General features: G+C 39.9%; 24 protein-coding genes. 17 read left to right on the forward strand and 7 right to left on the reverse strand.

What is annotated here, in order from left to right:
* Positions 1-92 precede the first annotated feature (92 nt).
* From AAEZ22_RS05005 to AAEZ22_RS05015, 3 genes are all read right to left on the reverse strand, one after another.
* A complete protein-coding gene (locus AAEZ22_RS05005; protein ID WP_352296420.1) occupies positions 93-572 on the reverse strand; it encodes a DUF4124 domain-containing protein in 480 nt (159 codons plus the stop codon).
* 100 nt (positions 573-672) lie between these two features.
* Positions 673-2,166 carry a DUF3413 domain-containing protein gene (locus AAEZ22_RS05010; RefSeq protein WP_182679242.1) on the reverse strand — a complete coding sequence of 498 codons (1,494 nt, stop codon included), beginning with the start codon at positions 2,164-2,166 and terminating at the stop codon, positions 673-675.
* Positions 2,167-2,171: 5 nt separating this feature from the next.
* Positions 2,172-2,384 (reverse strand): YejL family protein, encoded by a 213-nt coding sequence (locus AAEZ22_RS05015; RefSeq protein ID WP_011328493.1) that lies wholly within the window; start codon positions 2,382-2,384, stop codon positions 2,172-2,174.
* 62 nt (positions 2,385-2,446) lie between these two features.
* On the opposite strand from AAEZ22_RS05015, the gene yejK reads away from it, so the two are divergent.
* A complete protein-coding gene (gene yejK / locus AAEZ22_RS05020; RefSeq protein WP_011328492.1) occupies positions 2,447-3,463 on the forward strand; it encodes a nucleoid-associated protein YejK in 1,017 nt (338 codons plus the stop codon).
* Between the two features lie 79 nt (positions 3,464-3,542).
* Here yejK and rne read toward each other — a convergent pair whose 3' ends face one another.
* Positions 3,543-6,758, reverse strand: coding sequence for a ribonuclease E (gene rne, locus AAEZ22_RS05025; RefSeq protein WP_352296423.1), 3,216 nt, complete (start codon positions 6,756-6,758; stop codon positions 3,543-3,545).
* Positions 6,759-7,528: 770 nt separating this feature from the next.
* Here rne and rluC point away from each other — a divergent pair.
* Positions 7,529-8,488, forward strand: a complete 960-nt coding sequence (rluC, locus tag AAEZ22_RS05030; protein WP_011328490.1) for a 23S rRNA pseudouridine(955/2504/2580) synthase RluC — start codon at positions 7,529-7,531, stop codon at positions 8,486-8,488.
* The gene (locus AAEZ22_RS05035) at positions 8,485-9,153 is read left to right on the forward strand and encodes an HAD-IA family hydrolase (protein WP_182683383.1); all 669 of its coding nucleotides are present in this window, start codon (positions 8,485-8,487) and stop codon (positions 9,151-9,153) included. The genes rluC and AAEZ22_RS05035 overlap by 4 nt, the downstream gene beginning before the upstream one ends.
* Here the strand turns inward: AAEZ22_RS05035 and AAEZ22_RS05040 are convergent.
* The gene (locus AAEZ22_RS05040; protein WP_058373622.1) at positions 9,150-9,758 is read right to left on the reverse strand and encodes a Maf family protein; all 609 of its coding nucleotides are present in this window, start codon (positions 9,756-9,758) and stop codon (positions 9,150-9,152) included. The two genes, AAEZ22_RS05035 and AAEZ22_RS05040, sit on opposite strands and share 4 nt — an antisense overlap.
* A gap of 131 nt (positions 9,759-9,889) precedes the next feature.
* Between AAEZ22_RS05040 and yceD the strand changes: the two genes are divergently transcribed.
* The 14 genes from yceD (at position 9,890) to AAEZ22_RS05110 (ending at position 21,721) form a co-directional block, all read left to right on the forward strand.
* Positions 9,890-10,414, forward strand: a complete 525-nt coding sequence (gene yceD / locus AAEZ22_RS05045; protein WP_011328487.1) for a 23S rRNA accumulation protein YceD — start codon at positions 9,890-9,892, stop codon at positions 10,412-10,414.
* Positions 10,415-10,423: 9 nt separating this feature from the next.
* Positions 10,424-10,594, forward strand: a complete 171-nt coding sequence (gene rpmF, locus AAEZ22_RS05050) for a 50S ribosomal protein L32 (protein ID WP_011328486.1) — start codon at positions 10,424-10,426, stop codon at positions 10,592-10,594.
* Positions 10,595-10,605: 11 nt separating this feature from the next.
* Positions 10,606-11,643 carry a phosphate acyltransferase PlsX gene (gene plsX, locus AAEZ22_RS05055; RefSeq protein WP_011328485.1) on the forward strand — a complete coding sequence of 346 codons (1,038 nt, stop codon included), beginning with the start codon at positions 10,606-10,608 and terminating at the stop codon, positions 11,641-11,643.
* 57 nt (positions 11,644-11,700) lie between these two features.
* Positions 11,701-12,627: an ACP S-malonyltransferase gene (gene fabD, locus AAEZ22_RS05060; protein ID WP_011328484.1), complete on the forward strand. Its 927-nt coding sequence runs from the start codon at positions 11,701-11,703 to the stop codon at positions 12,625-12,627.
* Positions 12,628-12,638: 11 nt separating this feature from the next.
* Positions 12,639-13,385, forward strand: a complete 747-nt coding sequence (gene fabG, locus AAEZ22_RS05065) for a 3-oxoacyl-ACP reductase FabG (RefSeq protein WP_011328483.1) — start codon at positions 12,639-12,641, stop codon at positions 13,383-13,385.
* Positions 13,386-13,635: 250 nt separating this feature from the next.
* Positions 13,636-13,872: an acyl carrier protein gene (gene acpP / locus AAEZ22_RS05070; RefSeq protein ID WP_006792304.1), complete on the forward strand. Its 237-nt coding sequence runs from the start codon at positions 13,636-13,638 to the stop codon at positions 13,870-13,872.
* A gap of 208 nt (positions 13,873-14,080) precedes the next feature.
* The gene (fabF, locus tag AAEZ22_RS05075) at positions 14,081-15,319 is read left to right on the forward strand and encodes a beta-ketoacyl-ACP synthase II (protein WP_011328482.1); all 1,239 of its coding nucleotides are present in this window, start codon (positions 14,081-14,083) and stop codon (positions 15,317-15,319) included.
* Positions 15,320-15,378: 59 nt separating this feature from the next.
* A complete protein-coding gene (gene pabC, locus AAEZ22_RS05080; protein ID WP_350552147.1) occupies positions 15,379-16,203 on the forward strand; it encodes an aminodeoxychorismate lyase in 825 nt (274 codons plus the stop codon).
* Positions 16,197-17,183, forward strand: coding sequence for an endolytic transglycosylase MltG (gene mltG, locus AAEZ22_RS05085; RefSeq protein ID WP_352296427.1), 987 nt, complete (start codon positions 16,197-16,199; stop codon positions 17,181-17,183). Before pabC ends, mltG begins: the two co-directional genes overlap by 7 nt.
* Before the next feature lie 6 nt (positions 17,184-17,189).
* Entirely contained in the window at positions 17,190-17,816 is a 627-nt protein-coding gene (gene tmk / locus AAEZ22_RS05090; RefSeq protein ID WP_011328479.1) for a dTMP kinase, read from the forward strand.
* A gap of 1 nt (position 17,817) precedes the next feature.
* Positions 17,818-18,732, forward strand: a complete 915-nt coding sequence (locus tag AAEZ22_RS05095) for a DNA polymerase III delta subunit-related protein (protein ID WP_182678855.1) — start codon at positions 17,818-17,820, stop codon at positions 18,730-18,732.
* 10 nt (positions 18,733-18,742) lie between these two features.
* Positions 18,743-19,069: a PilZ domain-containing protein gene (locus AAEZ22_RS05100; protein WP_011328477.1), complete on the forward strand. Its 327-nt coding sequence runs from the start codon at positions 18,743-18,745 to the stop codon at positions 19,067-19,069.
* Positions 19,070-19,077: 8 nt separating this feature from the next.
* On the forward strand, positions 19,078-19,857 hold the full coding sequence (locus tag AAEZ22_RS05105) for a TatD family hydrolase (protein WP_011328476.1): 780 nt from the start codon (positions 19,078-19,080) through the stop codon (positions 19,855-19,857).
* A gap of 4 nt (positions 19,858-19,861) precedes the next feature.
* Positions 19,862-21,721, forward strand: a complete 1,860-nt coding sequence (locus AAEZ22_RS05110; protein ID WP_192531806.1) for an alkaline phosphatase D family protein — start codon at positions 19,862-19,864, stop codon at positions 21,719-21,721.
* Here the strand turns inward: AAEZ22_RS05110 and AAEZ22_RS05115 are convergent.
* Together AAEZ22_RS05115 and AAEZ22_RS05120 are read right to left on the reverse strand one after the other, a co-directional pair.
* Positions 21,718-23,043, reverse strand: coding sequence for an O-antigen ligase family protein (locus AAEZ22_RS05115; protein WP_352296430.1), 1,326 nt, complete (start codon positions 23,041-23,043; stop codon positions 21,718-21,720). The two genes, AAEZ22_RS05110 and AAEZ22_RS05115, sit on opposite strands and share 4 nt — an antisense overlap.
* A gap of 53 nt (positions 23,044-23,096) precedes the next feature.
* A complete protein-coding gene (locus tag AAEZ22_RS05120) occupies positions 23,097-23,639 on the reverse strand; it encodes a hypothetical protein (protein WP_011328472.1) in 543 nt (180 codons plus the stop codon).
* Position 23,640 lies beyond the last annotated feature (1 nt).

A 23,640-nucleotide genomic window follows, 5' to 3' on the forward strand; every position in this document is an offset into this window, starting at 1 on the left:
GCTAGAGCTTATACTCTATCATTGTTAAGAGTATGTTATTCTCGATTTAAAACCAAGCTAAATTAAGATGTTATTTATTCATGAGATAAAGGTTACTGATAGTTGTCTATTTTTTTTTGTAATTTATTAATGCGCTTTTTTACCATATTAATTTGTGCTTTATAGTTTTTGTTAATTACTTTTTGTTTTTTAGCAATATCGGAGGCAATACGTTTTTTATCTTCCTTGGCTAAAATATGGTTAAGGCGCTGTTGCTGTTTATAATCAGCTTGGTCTTTTTTACGATCTAATATTGCTAACTTATGTTGATTACTGCGCAGCTCTGCCTGTAAGCCTGCTAGTAAGCTTTCGCGCTCCAGTTCGTTTAATTGCTTGGTGTAATCTACTTTAGGGCCTACTTGCTGATTTATTATGGTGTTAACTTTGTATACGGTGGCGTTGTTATCGCACGGGAATTGAGAAAAGGTGGTGCCTTCTTGTGTAACACACTTGTAGTAACTGGTTGCACTGAAACTGTTAAAGCTTAAGGTTGTAAGCAAGAGGAAAATAAAAATACAGTACAGCTTAATCATATTGGCTATCCCTAAGAGTGTTTTACTGCGTTAAATTAATAACGTTAAAGTAAAACTATAACCTAGCTTGGCGGTATAGCAAGCTAGGTTAATAATAGCCTTATTGAGTAAAGGTTTTTAACTTTTTGATACTGTGAACTAAAAATGGAATGTCTAAGCCTTGCTCAATAGAAAATCCTTCGGCGGCAGAAATATTTTTAAAGTCGCCATCAGGATCAATTAAGGTAATTCTATCCTTTTTATACGCTATAACCACGCCTTGAGAATAATTAACACCCATATTATCTTTTTTCTGGTGTAAGTTAACACCAAGCATAGTTTGCTCAGCAATAGCGTTGCAGTTTAAATACTGCCCAACAGCGGTCGCTATTATATCGCTAGGTTGAATAAGGCCATTAACGCGAGTGATCCGTTTATCTGAACTATAAAGCGTTGAGGTAATTACCACCTCTTTATTATTATCAGCCAAACTAAAAGCATAAACATGAGTATTTTTATCGCGAGGTGCTAAATCATCAGTGCCTTTAATAATTCTAATTGCACTATTAGTGTGGGTTTGATCGTTAATAAAATTTAACGCTGCAATACCCGTTACTTCAACACTGCGACGTTGGCTTTGCCATGCGGGTAATGTTTGCTCATTTATAATTGTAGATTTATAAAATGCTGGTAAACCATAAACTAAACTAAAGAGCATATCGTTATGATCGGTTGGTTGTAAAAACTGCTTAGTGCTATACAAGTTTTTATTACTGGCAAATTGAGCAAGCTGCTGCGCTGTTTCAAATACAAAAATATCAATTTTAGCCGGTGTGTAATCTTCGCATTTTGTCAGCGGAGTAGGCAATTGGTAGCTAATGTTTTGTTGATTAATTTGCACATTATGCGCTTGTTTATAGCTTTCTATGTCTAGTAGATCATTTTTAGCTAATAAGCTTTTAGCCGTTGTAGGGTAAGAGAGTGGTAAAAAGTTATCTTGTTTAGTTACATCAAACTTTAAATTAGCGTCTGCCCAAATATGAATACTATGACTTAAAGCAAAACAAATCACTAAAAATGAACTCGCGTAGCGAGCAAACTTGAGCTGCTTTAAACGCGCTAAATTTTGCCAAGTAAAATTACTGACCGTTAACTGAAAACCTAAAATAACTAAAACTATGCCACCGGCTAAAATAGTTGTTAAAGCGGGTGAGCTGTTTAAGCGGTGCCATAAAAGCGAAATGATCTCAGGTAAAGCAGAACTACTTAAGTGATAACCTAAATTAAAATAAACATAAGCATCAAGTGTGAGTAAAGAGGCGCCAAAGGTAGCAATAACTGCAGCCATACCGCGAATATGGCGAGGGTATGGAAAAACTAAACTGAGCGGAAATACCGTCAGCACAAACGCTAAAAAGGCAATAAAGCTAGTATGGCTAAGCCAAGTAACTAGCATATAAGTAATACCCATAAAGCTTGTAGGTGGCGAGTCGGCAAACAAGTAGCTTAAGCTAATTAAGAGCGCTAAGCCAATATTGGCAAAGGTAAACCAATGCCCCCAACTTAGTAATTGACTCGCTTTTGATGAAAACTGATTGTGCTGCGATAAATTCATAGAGTTTATTTAACCGACTGTGCGAGAGCTTTAGCAAAGTTCTCGGTAACGGCTTGTCTTTTCCCTGTTGGTACATGCTCTTTTAAGATATGCGTGATAGAATTTCCTAAACACATAAGACTCAAATCAACCGGCGCATTGTGTTGAGTTAACACATCAATAAGCTGATCGACGATTTGTTCTACTTGTTCATTAGAGTATTTTGATAAGATTGGCATCAGTTGGTTCAATTTAATAGTTATATTCTCACATTTTAACACCAGAGGCGTGAAAAACAAAGATGGCAACAGACGTTAAAAAACTAGTCGTTCATTATGTAGACAAAAAAGACGGCGATACTCAAATTCATTTACGTAATGATGAAATGCTAATCAACGATAAAGTAGCTGTGTTTATTGAGCAATTGCATCATGCATATAATGGTAAGCCAGGTAAAGGCTTTTGCGCTTTTAGTGGCGATAAAAACAGCGTAGTTGCATCGGCAATGCAAAGTTACCGTAACAACGAACTTGGCTTTTGGCATATGACAGATCAAGCATCGAGTGTGTTAAAAGAGGAACTTGATAAATACGCATTTAATGAAACAGGTTATTTAGTGTTTTGTCATTATCAGTATGTGGCCACAGACTACATGCTGATTGCGATGATTAATATTAAAGAGCATTACTCAATTACCTCTGAGCTTGATTTAGCATCGTCACGTCATTTAGATATTTCGCGTATGCAATTAGCGGCACGAATCGATTTAACCGCTTGGGACACCCAAGCGCAAGACAATCGTTATATTTCATTTATTAAAGGCCGCGCAGGGCGCAAAGTTGCCGATTTCTTCTTAGACTTTTTAGGCTGTGAAGAAGGTATTGATCCTAAACAACAAAGCCAAGTAATGCTCAGTGCTGTAGAGGATTACTTATCAGAGCAACAATTTGATAAATCAGAAAAAGATGATTTACGTAAACAAGTATTTGATTACTGTAATGATTGTGTAACGACAGGTGAAGATGCCAACGTAAGTGAGCTTTCGGCAACACTTACAAAAGGCGATGACAGTCCGTTTGACAGCTTTTGCAAAGAGCAAAGTTACGATTTAGAAGAGTCATTCCCCGTTGATAAAAAAACAGTGGCAAGTATGGTTAAGTTCTCCGGTTTAGGTGGCGGTGTAAGTGTGAGCTTTGAGCGTAAACACTTAGGTGAACGTGTTACTTATAATGAAGCAACCGATACCTTAGTGATCAAAGGCATTCCGCCAAATTTAAAAGATCAGTTACAACGCTTCATGGAAAAAGAACAAGACTAATGCGATTGATATAAAGTTACAGGTACAAAAAAGCCCCGCTAGTTAATAATTAACTAGCGGGGCTTTTTAATGAGTATTGTTAATCAACACTCATTGTTTTAGTCATTGTAGAACTTGCACGACCAGCAGGTTTGATTGAACCCGCACGTAAACCACTGTCTGGCACTAGTTCACGTTTATCGTGAGCCATAGCAACAGATGTATGTTTTACTTCGCTATCAGCTACAGGGGTAGGCTGTGCCATTGGCGCACTTGCTGACCCTTGAGCTATCGCTGTTTTAACATGTGGTGCTGCAGTTACTACTGGAGTTTCAACTTTAGCTGGCTCTTCAGTTACCACTGGCGCTTCAACTTTAGTTGGCTCTTCAGTTACCACTGGAGTTTCAACTTTAGTTGGCTCTTCAGTTACCACTGGCGCTTCAACTTTAGCTGGCTCTTCAGTTACCACTGGCGCTTCAACTTTAGCTGGCTCTTCAGTTACCACTGGCGCTTCAACTTTAGTTGGCTCTTCAGTAACTACTGGGGTTTCAACTTTAGCTGGCTCTTCAGTTACTAATGGAGTTTCAACTTTAGCTGGTTCTTCAGTTACTACTGGCGCTTCAACTTTAGCTGGCTCTTCAGCTGCTACTGGCGTTTCAACTTTAGCTGGCTCTTCAGCTGCTACTGGAGTTTCAACCTTAGCTGGCTCTTCAGTTTGTACTGGCTCTTCTACAGCTTCAACTTTGGCTAAGTCTTCAACCGCAACGGCTTGTTCAACTTGTTGCGCTGCATCCGCAGGTGTAGCTGCAGATTTAGCTTTAAGCTCTGCTTCATACTCTGCAGCAGCTTGGTCGGCAACAGGAACAAATGCCGGTGCTTCATCTGACTTAGCTTCATTGCCTTCACCTTCAGGGCGACGACGACGCTGACCTGATGCACGAAGATGACGAGGTGAGCGACGTGAACGTGTACGAGTTTGCTCTTGCTCGTCTTCGGTTGTAGGTGTTTCATCGTTAGAATCAACATCTTCAACTTTTTCTTCTTTAATATGAGCTGTTTTTTCTGCCGCTGTTTGAGTTTGCTTTTCTACAACAGGTGCTTGCTCTTGGGCTACTGGTGTTTCTTTTTCTGTAGCTTGTACAGGTGTTTCATCTGTTGTTTGTACCTGCTCAGCATTTTCATCTTGCAGGCGTACTTTTTTACGCAAATTACGACGCTGGCGACGAACCTTTGGTTTTTGATCCTTTGGCTCTTCGGCTTGAACTGGCTTAGTTTCAGCTTCTGCTTTTGCAGGTGCATCAACTTTTACTGCATCTTTATCTTCAGTGCGTGGCTCTGGGCGCTTACGTGAATTAGGATTGCGACGACGCTTATTGCGATTCTCGCCTCTCTCTTGGTTCTCGTTAGTTTGCGTTGCTGCTTCAGGTGTTGATACAGAGTTAGTTTTAACCTCTTCATCCGCAGTACGCTCAGTGCGTGGCTTAGAACGAGGGTTATTACGGCGACGCTGATTGTTGTTATTACGGCGACGATTATCGTTATTACGCGTATTATCGCGCGTTTCTTGTTGCTGTTTTTGTGTTTCTTCTTTTTTCACTTCAACGGTTTCGCTGGCGAATAAAGATTTAAACCACTTACCAATTGCATCCAGTAAACCGCTTTGCGCTTTAGTTTCAGCAGGGGCAACAACGTTAGCAGGAGCCGCTTGTGGAGCTGGTGCTGCAGGCATTACAACGCCTTTTAACATTGGCTCTTCACGTACTGGTGCTACAGGCGACTTAGACATTTCAAATGCTTCAGGCTCTGGAGCAACAATTTGTCCATAGCTTACTGTTTCAATCGTTTCGTCTTTACGTAAGCGCATTACTTCGTAGTGTGGTGTTTCCATGTGTTGATTAGGAATGATCACTATGTCGCACTTATGTTGTTTTTCCATGCGATGAACACTACGGCGCTGTTCATTTAATAAATAAGCGGCAACAGCAACAGGCACTTGAGCATTAACTTGTGCAGTGTTGTCTTTAATTGCTTCTTCTTCAATTAAACGCAAAATAGACAGGGCAATTGATTCGTTAGAACGAATCGTACCTTGGCCACTACAACGTGGACATGGGCCTTGGCTTGCTTCACCTAATGAAGGGCGCAAACGCTGACGCGACATTTCGAGTAAACCAAAGCGTGAAATTTTACCAATTTGTACACGAGCACGATCAGGACGAACAGCATCTTTTAGGCGGTTTTCTACTTCACGCTGATGGCGTGGTGGTGTCATATCGATAAAATCGATAACAATTAAGCCACCTAAGTCACGAAGACGTAATTGACGTGCAATTTCATCTGCTGCTTCTAAGTTAGTATTAAGTGCTGTTTCTTCAATATCGCCGCCTTTTGTTGCTTTAGACGAGTTAATATCGATAGAGGTTAATGCTTCTGTAGGATCAATTACAATTGAACCACCTGAAGGCAAGCGTACTTCACGCTGGAACGCAGACTCAATTTGGCTTTCAATTTGGTAATGCGTAAATAATGGCGTATCACCTTGATAAAGCTTAACACGGCTCATAAAGTCAGGGCGAAAACGTTCAATATGCGCTTTAGCTTCTTCAAAAACACGTGGTTTATCAATTAATATTTCGCCAATATCACGACGTAAATAGTCGCGAATTGCACGAAATATTACATTGCTTTCTTGGTGTATTAAAAACGGCGCTTTAGCACTGTCGGCTGCAACACCAATTGCTTCCCAATGAACAAGTAAGGCTTTTAAATCGTAGTTTAATTCTTCAAACGATTTGCCAACACCAGCAGTACGAACAATTAAGCCCATACCTTTAGGAAGTTCTAAACGACTAAGTGACTCTTTTAGTTCAGTACGCTCATCACCTTCAATGCGACGAGATATACCGCCAGCACGAGGATTATTAGGCATTAAAACTAAGTAGCTACCGGCAACGCTGATAAAGGTAGTAAGTGCTGCGCCTTTTTGGCCACGCTCTTCTTTATCAACTTGTACTATAACTTCTTGACCTTCTTTGATCACGTCACGAATATTCGGACGGCCATGGAAAGTATACCCAGCTGGGAAGTAAGTACGGGCAATTTCTTTTAAAGGAAGGAAACCATGACGATCAGCACCGTATTCAACAAATGCTGCTTCAAGAGATGGTTCAATGCGAGTGATTTTGCCTTTATAAATATTGGCTTTTTTCTGTTCGTGACCTGGGCTTTCTATATCTAAATCATATAGGCGCTGGCCGTCAACCAGTGCTACGCGCATTTCTTCTTGCTGCGTTGCATTGATTAGCATACGTTTCATATTGTTACTCTACTAGTTTGTGTCGCTGACATGACGCTGTTTTCACGTCTGTTCAGTTATTCCTATTTTTAGAATGTGCAGCCTCACGACTGGGTCTTTAATGGAACGGCTCTGTTTTTTGCGTACGCAGTATTTTTAAATGCAGGCAAACAATAGTGTATTTATTACTATTAAATTCATAGCAGGGCTAAAACTGTCGGCTTTTCAGCTACGTTACACGTTATACCCAGAAGTTGGCCTGTCATACTAATCTTATTAAATGCCGTTCATATTTAGGCGCATAGGGCTCGTTAAGTAAGTGAGTAATACAATGTGATGTACTACTAAAATCCATTTTTGTGAGCAAAAATCGCTGCCAATGTTAATGACGACTTATTTATTAGATTTTTTTAGTTCTAAATAAGCTGCTGTACGGTACTACAATTGAGCAAGTGCTGAACGACGTTTTTACGTCGTCACTATCAGACAAATTATCTGTTCATTGCTTTTTCAATCGCATTAAAAATCAATTCATGTTCAAACTTAACTGGCAATATATTACGCGCATTGCCGCTAATTGATCGCACGTGTTGACTGGGTATGTATAAAAGCTTTGGAAAACTTAACTCGGATCTGTATGATCAATTACCCAGAATGTGCATCACGAATGTATTACTGCGTTAAAAAGCACCGTTGTTATTTGCAAATACTAAATATTTGCGCTGCTGATTATCCCACTATTATAACTGTGTTAGCAACTAAATTATTTTTCTTAAATTAGTGATTAGGCAATGTCAGAAAAAAACGACTTACAAGTAACTTATGTCACGATCAACGAAGACCATTTAGGTCAACGAATTGATAACTTTCTTATTACCCATTTAAAAGGGGTGCCTAAAAGCGCAATTTATAAACTTTTGCGTAAAGGTGAGGTGCGCGTTAATAAAAAACGCATTAAGCCGGTATATAAACTGCAGCTAGAAGATGTTCTTCGTATTGCGCCAATTAGGGTGGCAGAACGAGAAGAGTTTGTGCCTTCAAAACTTGATAAAGTAACACGCCTTGAAAATGATATTATATTTGAAGATAAATACCTGATTGTTATTAATAAACCATCGGGTATGGCGGTACATGGTGGTAGTGGCTTAAGTTATGGTCTAATTGAAGCGCTGCGAGTATTACGCCCAGAAGAGCGCAGTTTAGAGCTTGTGCATAGACTAGATCGCGATACGTCGGGGTGTTTATTAATTGCTAAGCGCCGTTCAGTACTGACTGCTTTACATGAGCAGTTACGTGAAAAAACCATGGAAAAAAACTATTGGGCGCTAGTTGATGGCCAATGGGACTCTAAAACTAAAAATGTTACCGAAGGGCTGCGTAAAAATACGCTTAAGTCTGGGGAGCGCGTAGTGCGTGTAGATAACACTGAAGGTAAACCCTCACATACCCGCTTTAAAGTGCTTGAGCGCTTTAACGAGTGCTCGTTAGTGCAGGCGTCACCGGTTACCGGGCGTACTCACCAAATACGTGTGCATACACAATGCAAAGGGCATCCCATTGCGTGTGATGATAAATATGGCGATGAAGAGTTTGATAATTCGATGCGTAAAACTGGGTTAAATCGTTTGTTTTTACATGCTCATGACTTAACTTTTTATCATCCTAAAAACGAAACAACCATGCGCGTAGAAGCACCGCTTGATAAAGCACTGGCTAATTGCTTAGTTAAATTGCGTGCTAATAAAACGTGATAGCAGTCAGTTCGCTCAAAAAGTACAAGCTGGTTATTTTTGATTGGGACGGCACAGTAATGGATTCAATAACTAAAATAGTTAATTGTATTCGCAGCAGTGCCGTTGCGTTAAATATAGAACCGCCAAGCAATGAAGCAACAAAAAGCATTATAGGTTTGTCGCTTGATAAAGCCATTGCGGTATTATTTCCGCTGCATAGAGCGCAGCACCAAGCGTTAATTAGTGGATATAAGCAGCATTACCAAACAGATACTACGGCTACACCATTATTTGCCGATGTAGAAAAAGTGCTATTAGCACTACAGCACAGTGGCATTATTTTAGCCGTGGCAACAGGTAAAGGGCGCGCAGGACTCGATCGTTTATTACATCAAAGTGAGTTAGGGCATTATTTTAGTGCAACGCGTAGTAGTGATGACGCAAGCTCTAAGCCATCGCCGGATATGTTGTTTCAATTATTAGCAGAGCTTGGCATAAGCGCCGATGAAGCGGTTATGATTGGCGATACAAAAATTGATATGGCAATGGCGCAAGCCGCGGGTATGGATAGCATAGGTGTCACTATGGGTGTACATAACGCAAAGCAACTTAGCGAGTTTAACCCGATTGCAACTGTTGATAGTTATCAGCAGTTGCAACAGTTATTGCTGCCTGAGCATTAACTAAGGGGGGTATTTGATTGCGCACTTAGCACATCAAGGCCAAACTCAGCTAATAATTGGCTGAGTTTGATCAGTGGTAAACCAATTAAACTGTTGGGATCGTCTCCAGTTAATTTTTCAAATAAACAAATCCCTAGGCCTTCACTTTTAAAACTGCCTGCGCAATTATAGGGCTGCTCAGCATCGCAATAAGCACTTATTTGCGCATCAGTGAGTGTTTTGAAAGTAACATTAAATGGTTCAATGCAGGTTTTACTCTCCCCAGATGTAAGATCGTAAACGCACAGGCCAGTTAAAAATGTTACACTATGGCCGCTAAAAAGGGATAACTGCTTTACGGCATTGTGTTTATTATGAGGTTTACCTAAAATTTGCTCATTAAATACAGCAACCTGATCTGAGCCAATCACTAAGCCTTTACTAAAGTGTTTACTAGCTGCGCGGGCTTTTAATTCACTTAAACGCTTAACTAGTTGTGCAGGGGTTTCATTGTTTAATGCTGACTCGTCAACATTCGGTGAAAATGTATCGAATGGTAGATTGAATTTTTGTAATAAAGACTGCCTAAAGGGTGAGCTTGAGGCTAATATAAGTGGGTACTTCATAGATTGTTTTCCTAACCAAAATCAGATTGAGTTAGGATAAATCAGATCTGTGAGTAAAACACGTGAAAAACCACGTAAATATGGTTTTTTACTTTGACTAACCAACTAACTATCTATATGATGCAGCCCCTATGCAAAAGGTGAAAATTCCCATCACTCTTCATCCAGGCAAAGCAGCGCAACACCGTTTAAAGTATGACGGCATTGTACCGCTTGAGAAACTAACTCGTTTACGAGAAGTTGTGCAGGAAGAAGTAGGTGAAATAGCGGTAAAAATTCATTGCAAAAACGACGACCAAGGTTTTGTTGTGATTAGAGGCAATTTGTCCACACACGTAACTGTCACTTGTCAACGTTGTAATGGTGATTTAGGGTTGGATTTGGTGCAAGATTTTGTTTATTCACCAGTTGGTGATGAAACAGAATCAGACATTTTTCCAGAAGACTACGATGAAGTAGCGCTTGATGAAAATGGTGAAATTAACGTTTTTAATTTAATTGAAGACGAATTAATTTTAGCAGTTCCATTAGTCTCTACCCACAACGAAGCTTCATGCAGTTATTCAGCAAAGCCTGCCAGCTTTGGTGTTTTAAAGGCGGAAGATGAGAAACCTAATCCATTTGATATTTTGAAACAACTTAAGAAAGATTCTTAGGAGAAGACTATGGCTGTACAAAAAAGCAAAAAGTCTCGTGCAAGACGCGGCATGCGCCGTTCACACGATGCGATTAGTGGTCCAAGCTTAACTGTAGATCAAACATCTGGTGAGACTCATCGTCGCCACCATGTGACTGCAGATGGTTACTACAAAGGCGTTCAAGTAATTTCTAAATAAGAGATTTCTTTATGCTGAATAATCTAACCATAGCGTTAGATATGATGGGGGGCGATTACGGCCCCCGTTCATCTATCCCCGCTGCCGTTAACGCGGTAAATGCTCATGCTAATTTAACGCTAATTTTATGCGGTAATGAGCAAGTCATATCAAAACAACTCGAATCACTCGATTCACTAGCACACCCTCGACTTATTATTCGCCACTGTAGCGAAGTTGTTACAAATGCATGTAAGCCCGGTGTTGCTGTACGCTCCAAAAAAGATTCATCTATGCGCGTTGCCCTTAACTTAGTTAAATCGGGCGAGGCTCAAGCATGCGTAAGTTCAGGTAATACTGGCGCGTTATTCTTTATGGCACATTACGTGTTAAAAATGCTTCCTGGTGTAAAACGTCCAGCACTTATTTCTGCGGTACCTACAGAGCGAAAAAACCCTGTTTATTTACTCGATCTGGGTGCTAACGTACATTGCGATGCGCAAACCTTATATCAATTTGGCATTATGGGGTCGGTAGTCGCAGGGCAAGCACTTGGCTGCGATAATCCCAAAGTAAGTTTATTAAATATTGGCTCTGAAGATATCAAAGGCCATGAAGATATTAAGCAAGCTGCACAATTAATGCAGCAAAGCCCTTTAATCAACTATATTGGTTACAGTGAAGGTAGCGATATATTTACCGGAAAAGCCGATGTTATTGTATGCGAAGGCTTTGTGGGTAATGTGGCGCTTAAAACCTGTGAAGGGATTGCAAAACTTATAATGAATAAGTTTACCGCCGCGCTTGAAAAGCACCTCGTATATAAATGCATGGCGTTTATGCTGAGTCCTATAATAAAAAAACTCTATAAAAGGGTGAACCCCGACCAGTATAACGGTGCAAGTCTGGTAGGATTGCGCGGTATTGTGGTTAAAAGCCATGGAAATGCCTCAGCTAAAGCATTTCAAGCAGCAATTGATGAAGCGGTAAAGGAGGTTGAACGCCAACTTCCTGACAAAATAGCCGCAATTTTTGAAAAAATACATTCTAAAGACACGGTGAACGAGTAGTAATTGAGTTGCCGTGTTTATAACATTATTTATTTGTTTAATTAAAAAGAGCAAAATATGGCACAACAAATTGCAATTCTATTTCCAGGTCAAGGCTCACAAAGTGTTGGCATGTTAACTGAGTTACTCCAAAGCTCAGACATTGTTAAAGCAACTTTTAGCGAAGCGTCAGCGGCGTTAGGATATGACCTAGCAGAACTGGTTCTTAATGGCCCAGAAGAAAAGCTAAATCAAACTCACCGCACTCAACCTGCATTATTAACAGCCAGTGTTGCTATTTACCGTGACTGGTTAGCAGCTAACCCAGATGCAGATGTTGTTATGGCTGGACACAGCTTAGGTGAGTACTCAGCATTAGTATGTAGCGAAGTAATAAGCTTGAGTGAAGCGGTAAAGCTAGTAGAAAACCGTGGTTTATATATGCAAGAAGCCGTACCTGCAGGTGTGGGTTCAATGGCTGCTATTATTGGCTTAGGCGACGATGAAACCAAAGCGGCTTGCGCCGCTGCAGCGCAGGGTGAAGTGGTTTCTCCTGTAAATTATAATTCTCCTGGGCAAGTTGTTATTGCAGGCCATAAAGCGGCTGTAGATCGCGCTTCTCAAGCGTGTAAAGATGCAGGTGCAAAACGTGCATTGCCACTTGCTGTTAGCGTACCATCGCATTGTGAGCTAATGAAGCCGGCCGCTGAAAAGCTAGCTATTGATTTAGCTGCGTTAACATTTAACGCGCCTAAATGCGCTGTTATTAATAATGTTGATGTAAAAGCTGAAACGTCAGCTGATGCAATTAAAGACGCATTAGTACGCCAGTTATACAGCCCAGTACGCTGGACTGAAACAGTACAAGCATTAGTTGCACAAGGTATAACGCAAAGCTACGAATTTGGCCCAGGCAAAGTATTAACTGGCCTTGCAAAACGAATTGATAAAGCAATGATCTGTGGTTCAGTTAACGACTGTGCCTCAATTGATGCTGCAAAATAAGAGTATAAAATATGACTAATTTATTTTCATTAGCGGGCAAAGTTGTCCTGATCACGGGCGCTAGCCGTGGTATTGGTAAAGCCATTGCAACTACTTTAGTTGCCCAAGGCGCAAAAGTAGCGGGTACGGCAACCAGTGAGTCGGGCGCTGCTAAAATTAGCGAGTATTTAGGTGAAAGCGGTAAAGGCTATGCGTTAAACGTAACTGATCCTGCATCTATTGAGGCGACATTGGCGGCGATTAAAGCTGATTTTGGCGATGTTGACGTATTGGTAAATAATGCCGGCATCACTCGCGATAATTTATTAATGCGCATGAAAGAAAGTGAGTGGGATGATATTATCGACACTAACTTAAGTTCTATATTCCGTTTATCTAAGGCAGTATTACGCCCAATGATGAAGAAAAAGAACGGTCGTATTATCAATATTGGCTCAGTAGTGGGCACTATGGGTAATGCTGGGCAAGCTAACTATGCAGCGGCTAAAGCCGGTGTTATTGGCTTTTCTAAGTCACTAGCACGCGAAGTAGCGTCGCGTGGTATTACGGTAAACGTAGTTGCGCCTGGTTTTATTCAAACCGATATGACTGATGGTCTTACGGATGAGCAAAAAGCAGCCACACTGGCAAATGTACCAGCAGGGCGTTTAGGGCAACCAGATGAAATTGCTGCTGCTGTATGTTACCTAGCGTCAGATGCGGCTGCGTATGTATCGGGTGAAACTTTGCATGTAAATGGTGCGATGTACATGGTTTAATAGCCTATGTGCAAAGAAAGTAATTAAATATAAGTAATTAAATTGCCAAAAAAGATTGAATTATTGGCAATCTTGCTTTAAACATACTTGAAATCGTGGTTAAAATAAGCGATAAAAGACGAAACGTACACTCAAGAGGTTTGACCAGACAATTATTTATGGTCAAAAGATTGAATCAGAGAATTATGCGACGTAAACTACGCCGCAATCTGAAAATAACGCATTGGCGTTTTTAATAAAGGAAAGAAGAATGAGCGATATCCAAGAACGCGTAAAGAAAATTATCATCGAACAACTAGGTGTTAAAGAAGAAGAAGTGAAGAATGAATCTTCTTTCGTAGATGACTTAGGTGCAGATTCTCTTGATACAGTTGAATTAGTAATGGCTCTTGAAGAAGAGTTTGATACTGAGATCCCTGATGAAGAAGCTGAAAAAATCACTACAGTACAATCTGCTATCGATTACGTTACAGCTCACGCTGAGTAATTAATCGCATATTAAGGGCAGCATTCGCTGCCCTTAATCTCTATATCCAAACCACTTCAAAGTATATGATTCAAAGCAAAGCTAAACATCAATCTAATTTACACTGATTTTATTGGTATTATGCGTTTTAAATCTAATTTGGGACGAGTACTTTGAAGTTGCTTGGGTATTATTATCCCCTTATAAAACACCTTATTGGAGGCAAACCGTGGCTAAACGTCGAGTTGTCGTAACTGGCTTAGGAATGTTGACGCCGCTAGGTAATGATGTGCAATCAACCTGGCAGGGCTTATTAGATGGCAAAAGTGGTATTCAAACTATCACACACTTTGATACATCAAAATTTGGTACGCATTTCGCGGGTCTAATCAATGATTTTGATGCATCGGCTTATATGCCAGCAAAAGATGCTAAAAAAATGGATTTATTTATTCAATACGGCATTGCCGCGGGGATCCAAGCATTTAAAGATTCAGGCCTTGAAGTAACTGAACAAAACGCGACGCGTATTGGCGTAGCAGTGGGTTCAGGTATTGGTGGTTTAACGCTTATTGAAGAAAACCATATAAAACTACTTAATAGTGGACCGCGTAAGTTATCCCCATTTTATGTACCTTCTACCATTATTAATATGATTTCTGGTCATTTATCAATAATGAATGGACTACGTGGCCCTAATATTTCTATTGTTACAGCCTGTACTACGGGTTTGCATAATATTGGCCATGCTGCCCGTATGATAGCGTATGGCGATGCAGATGCTATGGTGGCTGGCGGTGCTGAAAAAGCCTGTACACCAATTGGTATGGGGGGCTTTAATGCTGCTCGTGCACTTTCAACACGCAACGATGATCCACAAGCGGCTTCGCGTCCTTGGGATAAAGACCGCGATGGTTTTGTATTATCAGATGGCGCGGGTGTTGTGGTTGTTGAAGAATACGAACACGCAAAAGCACGTGGTGCAAAAATTTACGCAGAACTAGTTGGTTTTGGTATGAGTGGTGATGCATTTCATATGACTTCACCACCAGAAGATGGTGCAGGCGCAGCATTAGCGATGGAAAATGCGCTAAACGATGCGCAAGTAAATGCGGACCAAATTGGTTACATTAACGCACATGGTACATCGACTCATGCAGGCGATAAAGCAGAAACCTCGGCCGTTAAAAGTGTTTTTGGCAGTGCAGCAAAAGACGTAATGGTGAGTTCATCTAAATCTATGATGGGTCACTTATTAGGTGCTGCTGGTTCGGTTGAGTCGATTATTTCAATATTGTCGTTAACCGATCAAAAAGTTACCCCAACAATTAATCTTGATAACCCAGATGAAGGGTGCGATTTAGACTATGTACCGCACACTGCCCGAGATGCAAAATTAGAGTTTGCACTATGTAACTCGTTTGGCTTTGGTGGTACTAATGGCTCGTTACTGTTTAAAAAGGTATAATCTTTTTAAACAACAGACCAGACTATAAGAGCTCAGTTGTTTAACTGGGCTTTTTTTATATGCAAAAAACACAAAAAAACACACAAACTATTATTACAACAGTTAAAAACAGCACTATAAGCGCGTACGATCGTGGCTTAAATTATGGTGATGGCTTTTTTACAACTGCAAAAGTAGTAAATGGGCAAGTAGAGCATTGGTCACATCATAAAGCACGTTTAATTGAATGTGCTGCACGACTTGGTTTTCCATTAGTAGATATTGCTGAACTTGAAGCTCACATAGCTAAAAGTATAGCGGAGCATACGTTGTGTGTGCTTAAAATTGTAATAACGCGAGGCGAAGGAGGGCGCGGTTATGGTTTGCCGCAAACCTGTAATGTAACCGTGTTATTGAGTGTTTTAGAGTATCCTCAAAATTACAGCAGACTGGCAGATGAGGGTATAAGCCTTAACATCAGCCCCATTAAACTAGCCGCACAACCCTTGCTTGCAGGGCTCAAAACACTAAACCGCCTTGAACAAGTATTAATAAAAAAAGCGCTGCAAACGCAACCTTGTGACGATGTGCTTGTACTTGATTATAACAACAATGTGATAGAAGCCTCTGCAGCAAATATTATTGCTATTAAGCAAAATAAATTATTTACCCCAAGCCTTAATGAGTGCGGGATAAAGGGGGTTTATCTACAATCATTATGTGATAAATTAGCCGTTGATTTTAAGTGCGTAAGTATTGCAGACTTGCTTGAAGCAGATGCGGTTTTTATCTGTAATAGCTTAATGGGCGTAGTGCCTATTAATCGTCTTGAGCAGCGTAGCTTTGATATTGTGCATAGCCAGTTATTATTAAATAAATTATTAGCCAAGGAGGCTAAGTGTTAAAAGTTACTTTATCGGTATTATTATTAGCTATAATTACCAGTGTTTTTGGTTATCAGCAATTACAAGCAACGCTCCATAGCCCATTAAAAGTAGCGAATAACACCCAATTTGAAGTGAAAAAAGGTACTGGCTTTAATCAGTTATGTAAGCAATGGCAAGCCAATAACTGGGTAGAAAACTGCTGGCGTTACCAATTACTTGCTAAACTAGACCCAACACTCACAGATTTAAAAACGGGGCTTTACGCACTTAATAGTGATAGTGTTATTAGCAATATAAAAAAAATAAATAATGGCCAACAAGTTAGCTTTAGTTTTACAATTATTGAAGGCCAAGCGCTGCGCGAAGTATTAGCCGCTATTAAAAATGCCAATAACTTAAAAAATGATTTAAAAGAGCAGCAACTAAGTCAGCAAATACTTGGCAGTGATATGCACTTAGAAGGCTGGTTATTTCCCGAAACCTATCACTATCATAATAACGACACAATTAGCAGTGTGCTAAAACGCGCCGCCCAAAAAATGCAGCAAACCCTTGATACTGCTTGGCAGCAGCGTGCACAAAATTTACCCTATAAAACAGCGTACGAAGCACTGATAATGGCCTCCATTATTGAAAAAGAAACGGGCCTTGCCACTGAGCGGCCATTAATCGCCTCTGCATTTGTAAACAGACTAAATACTAATATGCGTCTACAAACAGATCCAACCGTAATTTACGGCATTGGGGAGAGCTTTGACGGCGATATTAAACGCAAAGACTTGCGTAACTACACGCCCTATAACACCTATCGTATTAATGGCCTGCCGCCAACACCCATTGCCATGCCATCAAAGGCAGCTATTTTAGCCGCGGTTAATCCACCCACAACTGAGTATGTTTACTTTGTTTCAAAAGGTGATGGCAGTCATCAATTTTCAACCACATTGAAGCAACACAATGCGGCAGTTAAAACGTATATATTAAACAAAAAGAACTAATTTTTTATGAAACCTAAATTTATAGTAATCGAAGGGTTAGAAGGGGCCGGTAAATCTACCGCTATTGCTTTGTGCCAGTCGTTTTTAAACAGCAAAAAAATTGATTTTATTAATGTGCGTGAACCCGGTGGTACGCCGCTTGCTGAGTCGTTACGTACATTAGTAAAAGCACAACATGACGAAGAAATAGCGTTCGAAACTGAGTTATTAATTATGTACGCTGCACGCTCGCAGCTAATGCATAATGTTATTAACCCAGCACTTGAGCAAGGGCAATGGGTACTTGCCGATCGTCATGACTTGTCATCGCAGGCGTATCAGGGTGGTGGGCGTGGTATTAGTGCTAATACACTTGCATCACTTTCTTCCATGGTATTAAAAGGGCTAAAACCCGATTTAACCATTTACTTAGATATTGATCCGGTTATTGGCCTTGAACGCGCTAAAGGTCGAGGCGAATTAGACAGAATAGAACAAGAAGCGATTGAGTTTTTTCAGCGTACACGGATGCGTTACTTAGAACTTGCTAATGACGACAACTCCATTAAAACTGTTGACGCAAACCAAAGCATTGAGCACGTACATCGTGATATAACGAATGTATTACGCACATTTTTTGCAGAGCAAAAATAATATGAGACTGCCTTGGCTACACGATATAGAGCAACGCTTAACACAAAGTTTTAAAGCACAGCGCTTTCATCATGCGCAGTTGTTTAGTGGTCCTATTGGTGTTGGCAAGTTTGCTTTTGCAAACCAGTTAGCAAATGCATTGTTGTGCAACAATATAGCCGAGCAAGTTGCGGCAAAAAAAAGTGTATTATCGGCTTGTGGACAGTGTAAAAGTTGTTTATTAATAAAGGCAGGTACTCACCCTGATAAGCGCTTAACGCAAGTTGATGGGCAGAGTATTGGCGTAGACGATATACGTGGTATTAGTGATTTTATGCATCATTCGGCAGCGCAAAATGGTAATAAAGTCGCTATTATCGAAAACTGCGAAAAAATGACTACCGCTGCTGCAAATGCGTTATTAAAAACGCTAGAAGAGCCAAGTCAAAGCCGGTTTTTAATTCTCACAACCAGTCAAACTACACAATTGCCAGCCACTGTTTTAAGTCGCTGTGCAAAAACGGATGTAAAAGTAACAAACTTAGCACTTGCTCAGCAATGGTTAGAATCACTAGAAATAACTAATTACACCTGGTTGCCGCTGTTTTACAGCCAACCACTGCAAGTTAAATACTGGCAAGAGCAAAATCAGCTAAAAAATATAAATACACTTTATAAATTTGCAACTGAGTTTAAACAAAGTCATAATTTTACTGAGTTAATAGCAATAATAAATAAACAGCCTGAGCTTATTCGTATATTTACGTTGTTTTTAAGCGAGCAATTAAAACAACAGCTTATGCAAGGCATGAGCTTTGACGCTTATCAAAATGTGCAACATGCTCTAAACGAGTTTTTACAAAATAATACCAAAATACTCGGGCTAAATTTACCGCTAGCAGTATCGAGATTAGCGTCCGTACTGCGAAATAATTAAAGGACTGAGCATGCAAGAGCTATTAGTAGATATAGACGATTTAGATGAATTATATTGCTGTTATATGCCTTATTTAAAAAAAGGCGGCTTATTTGTACGCACTAATATGCGTTACGAAGTAGGGCATTCACTCGCTTTACGAGTTACCCTTCCAGATGCGTTAGAGGATGACGTTGTGACCGGGAAAGTGTCGTGGATCACACCACAAGGAGCGCAAAGCTCTAACCCGCCTGGCATAGGTATTAGTTTTTTAGATGATAAAACAAACCTAAACGCCAAGATCGAAAAACTACTGGGGACTATGTTAAACTCCGGTAATCCAACTTATACCATGTAAGTAGTACCATGATTGTAGATTCTCATTGCCATTTAGACCGCCTTGATTTTGATAAGCTCGATTTAAACCTTGACCAAGTGCTTGATAAAGCGCGTGCAAAAAAGGTTGAACACTTTTTATGTGTAAGCGTAACACTTGATCAATTCCCGAATATGCTTGATAAAATTAAGCATTATGATGATGTGTCAGCTTCGTGTGGCGTACATCCACTTGATCAAAAAGATGCGCTTAATAAGCAACAATTAATCGATTTAGCGTCGCACGATAAAGTCGTCGCCATTGGTGAAACAGGACTTGATTACTACTACGCAAAAGACACGCATGCCGTACAACAGGCAAGCTTTGTAGGTCATATAGAAGTAGCAAATCAACTACAAAAGCCATTAATTATTCATACTCGTGACGCTCGTAGCGATACCATTAATTTAATGAAACAGCATAACGCCGAAAATTGTGGTGGTGTACTACATTGTTTTACTGAAGATTGGGATATGGCTAAAAAAGCCATTGATATGGGCTTTTATATTTCGATTTCGGGCATTGTTACCTTCAAAAATGCCGTAGAGTTAAAAGAAGTGGTAAAACAAATACCGCTCGATCGCTTGTTAATAGAAACCGACTCTCCATATTTAGCACCAGTACCGTATCGCGGAAAAACTAATCAGCCAGCATATGTAGAAGATGTGGCTTATTACATTAGTGAATTAAAGGGAATTAGCTTTAACGAGCTGGCAAAAGCGACTACAGAGAACTTTTACTCTTTATTTAAATTAGCAGCCAAAGGCTAAATACATGAAAACTCACACGGCGCAACTTCCTATTTTATTAATGGGGCCTATGGTGCGCCGTGCAGAGCAAACCAGTGTATGCATTCAGTTTGCTACCTCTAAGCCTGTAAACTGTCGCATTGAACTGTTAAATTATGAATGTTACAGCGATCAGCACAGCGTTTCTCTCGGCGAGCACTTATATCTGCATTTCGTCATTATAAAGCCAGTAAATCATAAGTTTCCTACTGACAGCTTATTAAGCTACGAACTTATAGTTGACGATACTCCAATTGATTTATCGCCTTGGTGCTATAGCAATCAAGCAACACCTGCATTTGTAATTCCCAATAAACTCAGTGATATTTTGCACGGATCATGTCGTAATGCACATCATCCCGCAAAAGACAGTTTAGTCTGTGCAAGTCATTGGCAAAACACTCAGCGCGGTAATAACAACCAAGGTGCACAATTGCTATTACTGAGCGGTGATCAGGTTTATGCCGATGACGTAGCAGGACCTATGTTATTAGCCATTCATCAGTTAATTGAAGCCTTAGGTATTTATAAAGAGCAACCACTTACAGTTGAGCTACCGAACGATATAAATGAGCAGCTTTATAATCGCCATTTGTTCTTACCAAAAACACCTTGGCAAAAACGCTCAAAGTTAGGTGTTAGTTACTGGCTGAAAAAAGATGAACCTCACTTTTCAAGTGTAAAAGCCCACAATCACCTTATTCACTTTGAAGAATATATAGCACTTTATTTATTAAATTTTAGTGCTGCCGCTTGGCAATGTGTAGATATACAAAGCATAACGTATGCAGGTCAAAACGAGCAAAACAAGACTATTTTTAACGCCGAAAAATCAGCACTGATTGATTATACAAAAGGATTGAGTGATGTAGAGCGGTTGTTTGCCAATGTATCTACATTAATGATATTTGACGATCATGATGTAACCGATGACTGGAACCTGACAGCTGGATGGGAGCAAGCGATTAGTCAAAACCCAGTGAGTAAACGTATTGTAAGCAATGGTTTAATTAGTTACTGGTTGTTTCAAGGGATGGGAAATGATGCACTCACTAAAACGGGCACATTAATCGCTGCGTTTAAGCACAGCTTAGCGAGTAGTAATATTTGGCAATTTAAAACATTTGATAAAACACTAACAGAATTTAGTCATTGGCATTATGAACTGACAACGGTTCCTAAAGTGGTGGTGCTCGACACTCGCACACATCGTTGGCGTAATGAGCAAAATTTTAATGAGCCCTCTGGTCTACTTGATTGGGAGCGACTTACTGATCTTGAGCAGAGCTTATTGAGCCATGATCAAGTTATTATTGTATCGCCCGCGCCAGTATTTGGCGTTAAATCGATTGAAGCTATTCAAGCGCTATTTAATATGTGCGGCCAACCGCTCACGGTAGACGTAGAGAACTGGATGGCTCACGAAGGCTCGGCAAGAAAATTGCTCGATACTTTTAGAAGAGACGATACCCCAAACGAAACGCTAATTTTATCTGGTGATGTACATTACTCCTTTTGTTTTTCGGTGCAAAAACGTTTTGGCGATCATCCTAATAGAGTGTGGCAGCTGACTGCCAGTGGTATAAAAAATGAATTTCCGCGTAAATTAATAAATATACTCGATAAACTCGATTCAATTTTATATAGCCCGAAAAGTCCGCTGAATTTCTTTACTAAACGTTGGCATATGGAGGTTGATAAACACCAAACCAAAGGCGATGGGCAAAAGTATTTAGTGAGCGATTCAGCTATTAGCTTAATAACGCTAGAGCAAGGTAATTTGGCCCGCTATCAGCTTATTCATGGCGACGGTCACTTAACAGAGTTTGATTTAGCACAGCACTAGTCGGCTTGATTACGTCTTTTTTTTATAGTTTTAGGCGCAGGTAATTTATTAGTTAAAATAGCTAAGCATAAAATAGCCATAAACAGCATTGAATTAGCGCCTGCTTGCAGCGAATAGTCGACTAAAGAATGCAGTAGCATAGTAATAATAGCTACTGCACAGCCAAATGCTACTCCTTGATAAAGTGCGGTTTTGCGTTGGCGCATGGTCGCAATACAGAGCCATAAACAATAAAGTATCAGCAAACTAAGTGCTAATGTTGCCGGTATACCTAGCTCCACAGCAAATTGTATATAATCGTTATGCGCATTATCGTAGTAGCCAGAAAAGGGCTCTGATTGATACGCAGGGAAAGCAGTGTAAAAAGTACCCCCACCTGATCCCAGCAATGGTTTATCTAATATAAGTGGTATAGAGTCGCGTACCACTTCGTCACGCGTTTCTGAGTGTATACTGGTTTCGCTAATACGCTGTTTTACTTTTTCAACGTCAAATATTGCACCAATAATAATTAAATCGATAATAAAAAAGCTAATAATAAGGTGTTTAAACGCTTTGGGCTTTTGTCTGTAAATAAATAAAGCCAATAAGCTCATAACCATTAAAGCGATAAAAAATGCCGAGTTACCCATGCGGCTGCGAGTTAATATTAAGGCAACAATAATAATAATTAATGATACGCGTAATACAATTTTAGAGCTTAATAATATACCAGCCCAGTCACGTAATGTTTGTGTGAGTGATTGTGTATTGTCGTTAGCAGAGCGTTTTAACTCACTGATCAACACACCTATGCCTAAGCATAAGCACAGCGCTAAATAGTTGGCTAAAAAGTTAGAATAAGTAAAAGTACCAATAGCACGATCGGTATGTTTATAACTAAATAATGGGCTAATAATATCGGGTGATAAGCTTAAATAACTTGCATATAAGGCCTGAAAAACCCCAGCAAAAATAACAGTGTAAACTAGTTTTTTAATTCGTAGGGAGTGGTTACAGTAAATAAAAATTAACCAGCAAAATAATAGCATAAACCAGGTTTTAATTAACATTTGCTGAGTTTGAAACGGATCAACACTTATACTAAATAGCTGTATTGTGCATACTAAAACAACAACGCCAAGAGCAATAAATATAGGCCAAGAGTATAAAGGAGGATAAAGCAGTTGTTTATTTTTAATAGCACTATTAAATAAATGCAATAAAAACGTAAAGCTAATCAGCACGCCTATAGCTAATATTGCCCATGGGCGGTAACTGCCAAGGGGTAGGGGGAGTAAAAAAATAATTAAACATATAACAAAAAATATAAAGCGATTCACAGCCATCTCAAAATATAAACGCAGCGCTAAGGCTGCATTTATATTTAATAAAGTTAGTTACCAACTTCAGATATACCAGTATCACCACCAGTACCACCCGATCCAGGAGGTGTAGGCAATACAGGTAAGCTAATAGGAGGATTAGGTTGTGCTTGGATAGGGCCTGCTGCCGTGGCTTGTGAAGCAATAGTAGCATCTATGCCTGCATTAATTGCAGCAAGTGTAATAGTGTCTGAATCTACTCCGTATGCAGAAAGTGCGGCTAATAAAGTAGCAACCATAGGGCTGTCTACACCAAAAGCAGCAATAACGGCAGTAATCATTTGATCAACCTGAGCGTTACTACAATTGCCTCGTGGCAAGGTTTTGTCTAGTTGGTTTTTTATATTGTTTTTACAAATAATTTTAATGGCGGCAACTAAGTCTTGTTGCAGTTGCTCAGGAGATACATTTATTGGTGCATTACTTAAAATCGAAATCAAGTTGTCTATCCCTGCAGACTGAACAGATTTTGATGTATTAGTTTGTGCATAAGTTTGCGGTACATAAAATACACACAGACCTACTATTAGTCCAAATAAGATAATTGATTTCATG

Source organism: Pseudoalteromonas sp. 20-MNA-CIBAN-0454 (genome assembly GCF_040308685.1).
In the GTDB taxonomy this organism is placed as follows: Bacteria; Pseudomonadota; Gammaproteobacteria; order Enterobacterales; family Alteromonadaceae; genus Pseudoalteromonas; species Pseudoalteromonas nigrifaciens.

What these genes read in the sequence shown, in the direction of transcription:
- AAEZ22_RS05005 (WP_352296420.1), bottom strand. Translation starts at nt 572, where the DNA reads ATGATTAAGCTGTACTGTATTTTTATTTTCCTCTTGCTTACAACCTTA.
- AAEZ22_RS05010 (WP_182679242.1), bottom strand. Translation starts at nt 2,166, where the DNA reads ATGAATTTATCGCAGCACAATCAGTTTTCATCAAAAGCGAGTCAATTA.
- AAEZ22_RS05015 (WP_011328493.1), bottom strand. Translation starts at nt 2,384, where the DNA reads ATGCCAATCTTATCAAAATACTCTAATGAACAAGTAGAACAAATCGTC.
- yejK (WP_011328492.1), top strand. Translation starts at nt 2,447, where the DNA reads ATGGCAACAGACGTTAAAAAACTAGTCGTTCATTATGTAGACAAAAAA.
- rne (WP_352296423.1), bottom strand. Translation starts at nt 6,758, where the DNA reads ATGAAACGTATGCTAATCAATGCAACGCAGCAAGAAGAAATGCGCGTA.
- rluC (WP_011328490.1), top strand. Translation starts at nt 7,529, where the DNA reads ATGTCAGAAAAAAACGACTTACAAGTAACTTATGTCACGATCAACGAA.
- AAEZ22_RS05040 (WP_058373622.1), bottom strand. Translation starts at nt 9,758, where the DNA reads ATGAAGTACCCACTTATATTAGCCTCAAGCTCACCCTTTAGGCAGTCT.
- yceD (WP_011328487.1), top strand. Translation starts at nt 9,890, where the DNA reads ATGCAAAAGGTGAAAATTCCCATCACTCTTCATCCAGGCAAAGCAGCG.
- rpmF (WP_011328486.1), top strand. Translation starts at nt 10,424, where the DNA reads ATGGCTGTACAAAAAAGCAAAAAGTCTCGTGCAAGACGCGGCATGCGC.
- plsX (WP_011328485.1), top strand. Translation starts at nt 10,606, where the DNA reads ATGCTGAATAATCTAACCATAGCGTTAGATATGATGGGGGGCGATTAC.
- fabD (WP_011328484.1), top strand. Translation starts at nt 11,701, where the DNA reads ATGGCACAACAAATTGCAATTCTATTTCCAGGTCAAGGCTCACAAAGT.
- fabG (WP_011328483.1), top strand. Translation starts at nt 12,639, where the DNA reads ATGACTAATTTATTTTCATTAGCGGGCAAAGTTGTCCTGATCACGGGC.
- acpP (WP_006792304.1), top strand. Translation starts at nt 13,636, where the DNA reads ATGAGCGATATCCAAGAACGCGTAAAGAAAATTATCATCGAACAACTA.
- pabC (WP_350552147.1), top strand. Translation starts at nt 15,379, where the DNA reads ATGCAAAAAACACAAAAAAACACACAAACTATTATTACAACAGTTAAA.
- tmk (WP_011328479.1), top strand. Translation starts at nt 17,190, where the DNA reads ATGAAACCTAAATTTATAGTAATCGAAGGGTTAGAAGGGGCCGGTAAA.
- AAEZ22_RS05095 (WP_182678855.1), top strand. Translation starts at nt 17,818, where the DNA reads ATGAGACTGCCTTGGCTACACGATATAGAGCAACGCTTAACACAAAGT.
- AAEZ22_RS05100 (WP_011328477.1), top strand. Translation starts at nt 18,743, where the DNA reads ATGCAAGAGCTATTAGTAGATATAGACGATTTAGATGAATTATATTGC.
- AAEZ22_RS05105 (WP_011328476.1), top strand. Translation starts at nt 19,078, where the DNA reads ATGATTGTAGATTCTCATTGCCATTTAGACCGCCTTGATTTTGATAAG.
- AAEZ22_RS05110 (WP_192531806.1), top strand. Translation starts at nt 19,862, where the DNA reads ATGAAAACTCACACGGCGCAACTTCCTATTTTATTAATGGGGCCTATG.
- AAEZ22_RS05120 (WP_011328472.1), bottom strand. Translation starts at nt 23,639, where the DNA reads ATGAAATCAATTATCTTATTTGGACTAATAGTAGGTCTGTGTGTATTT.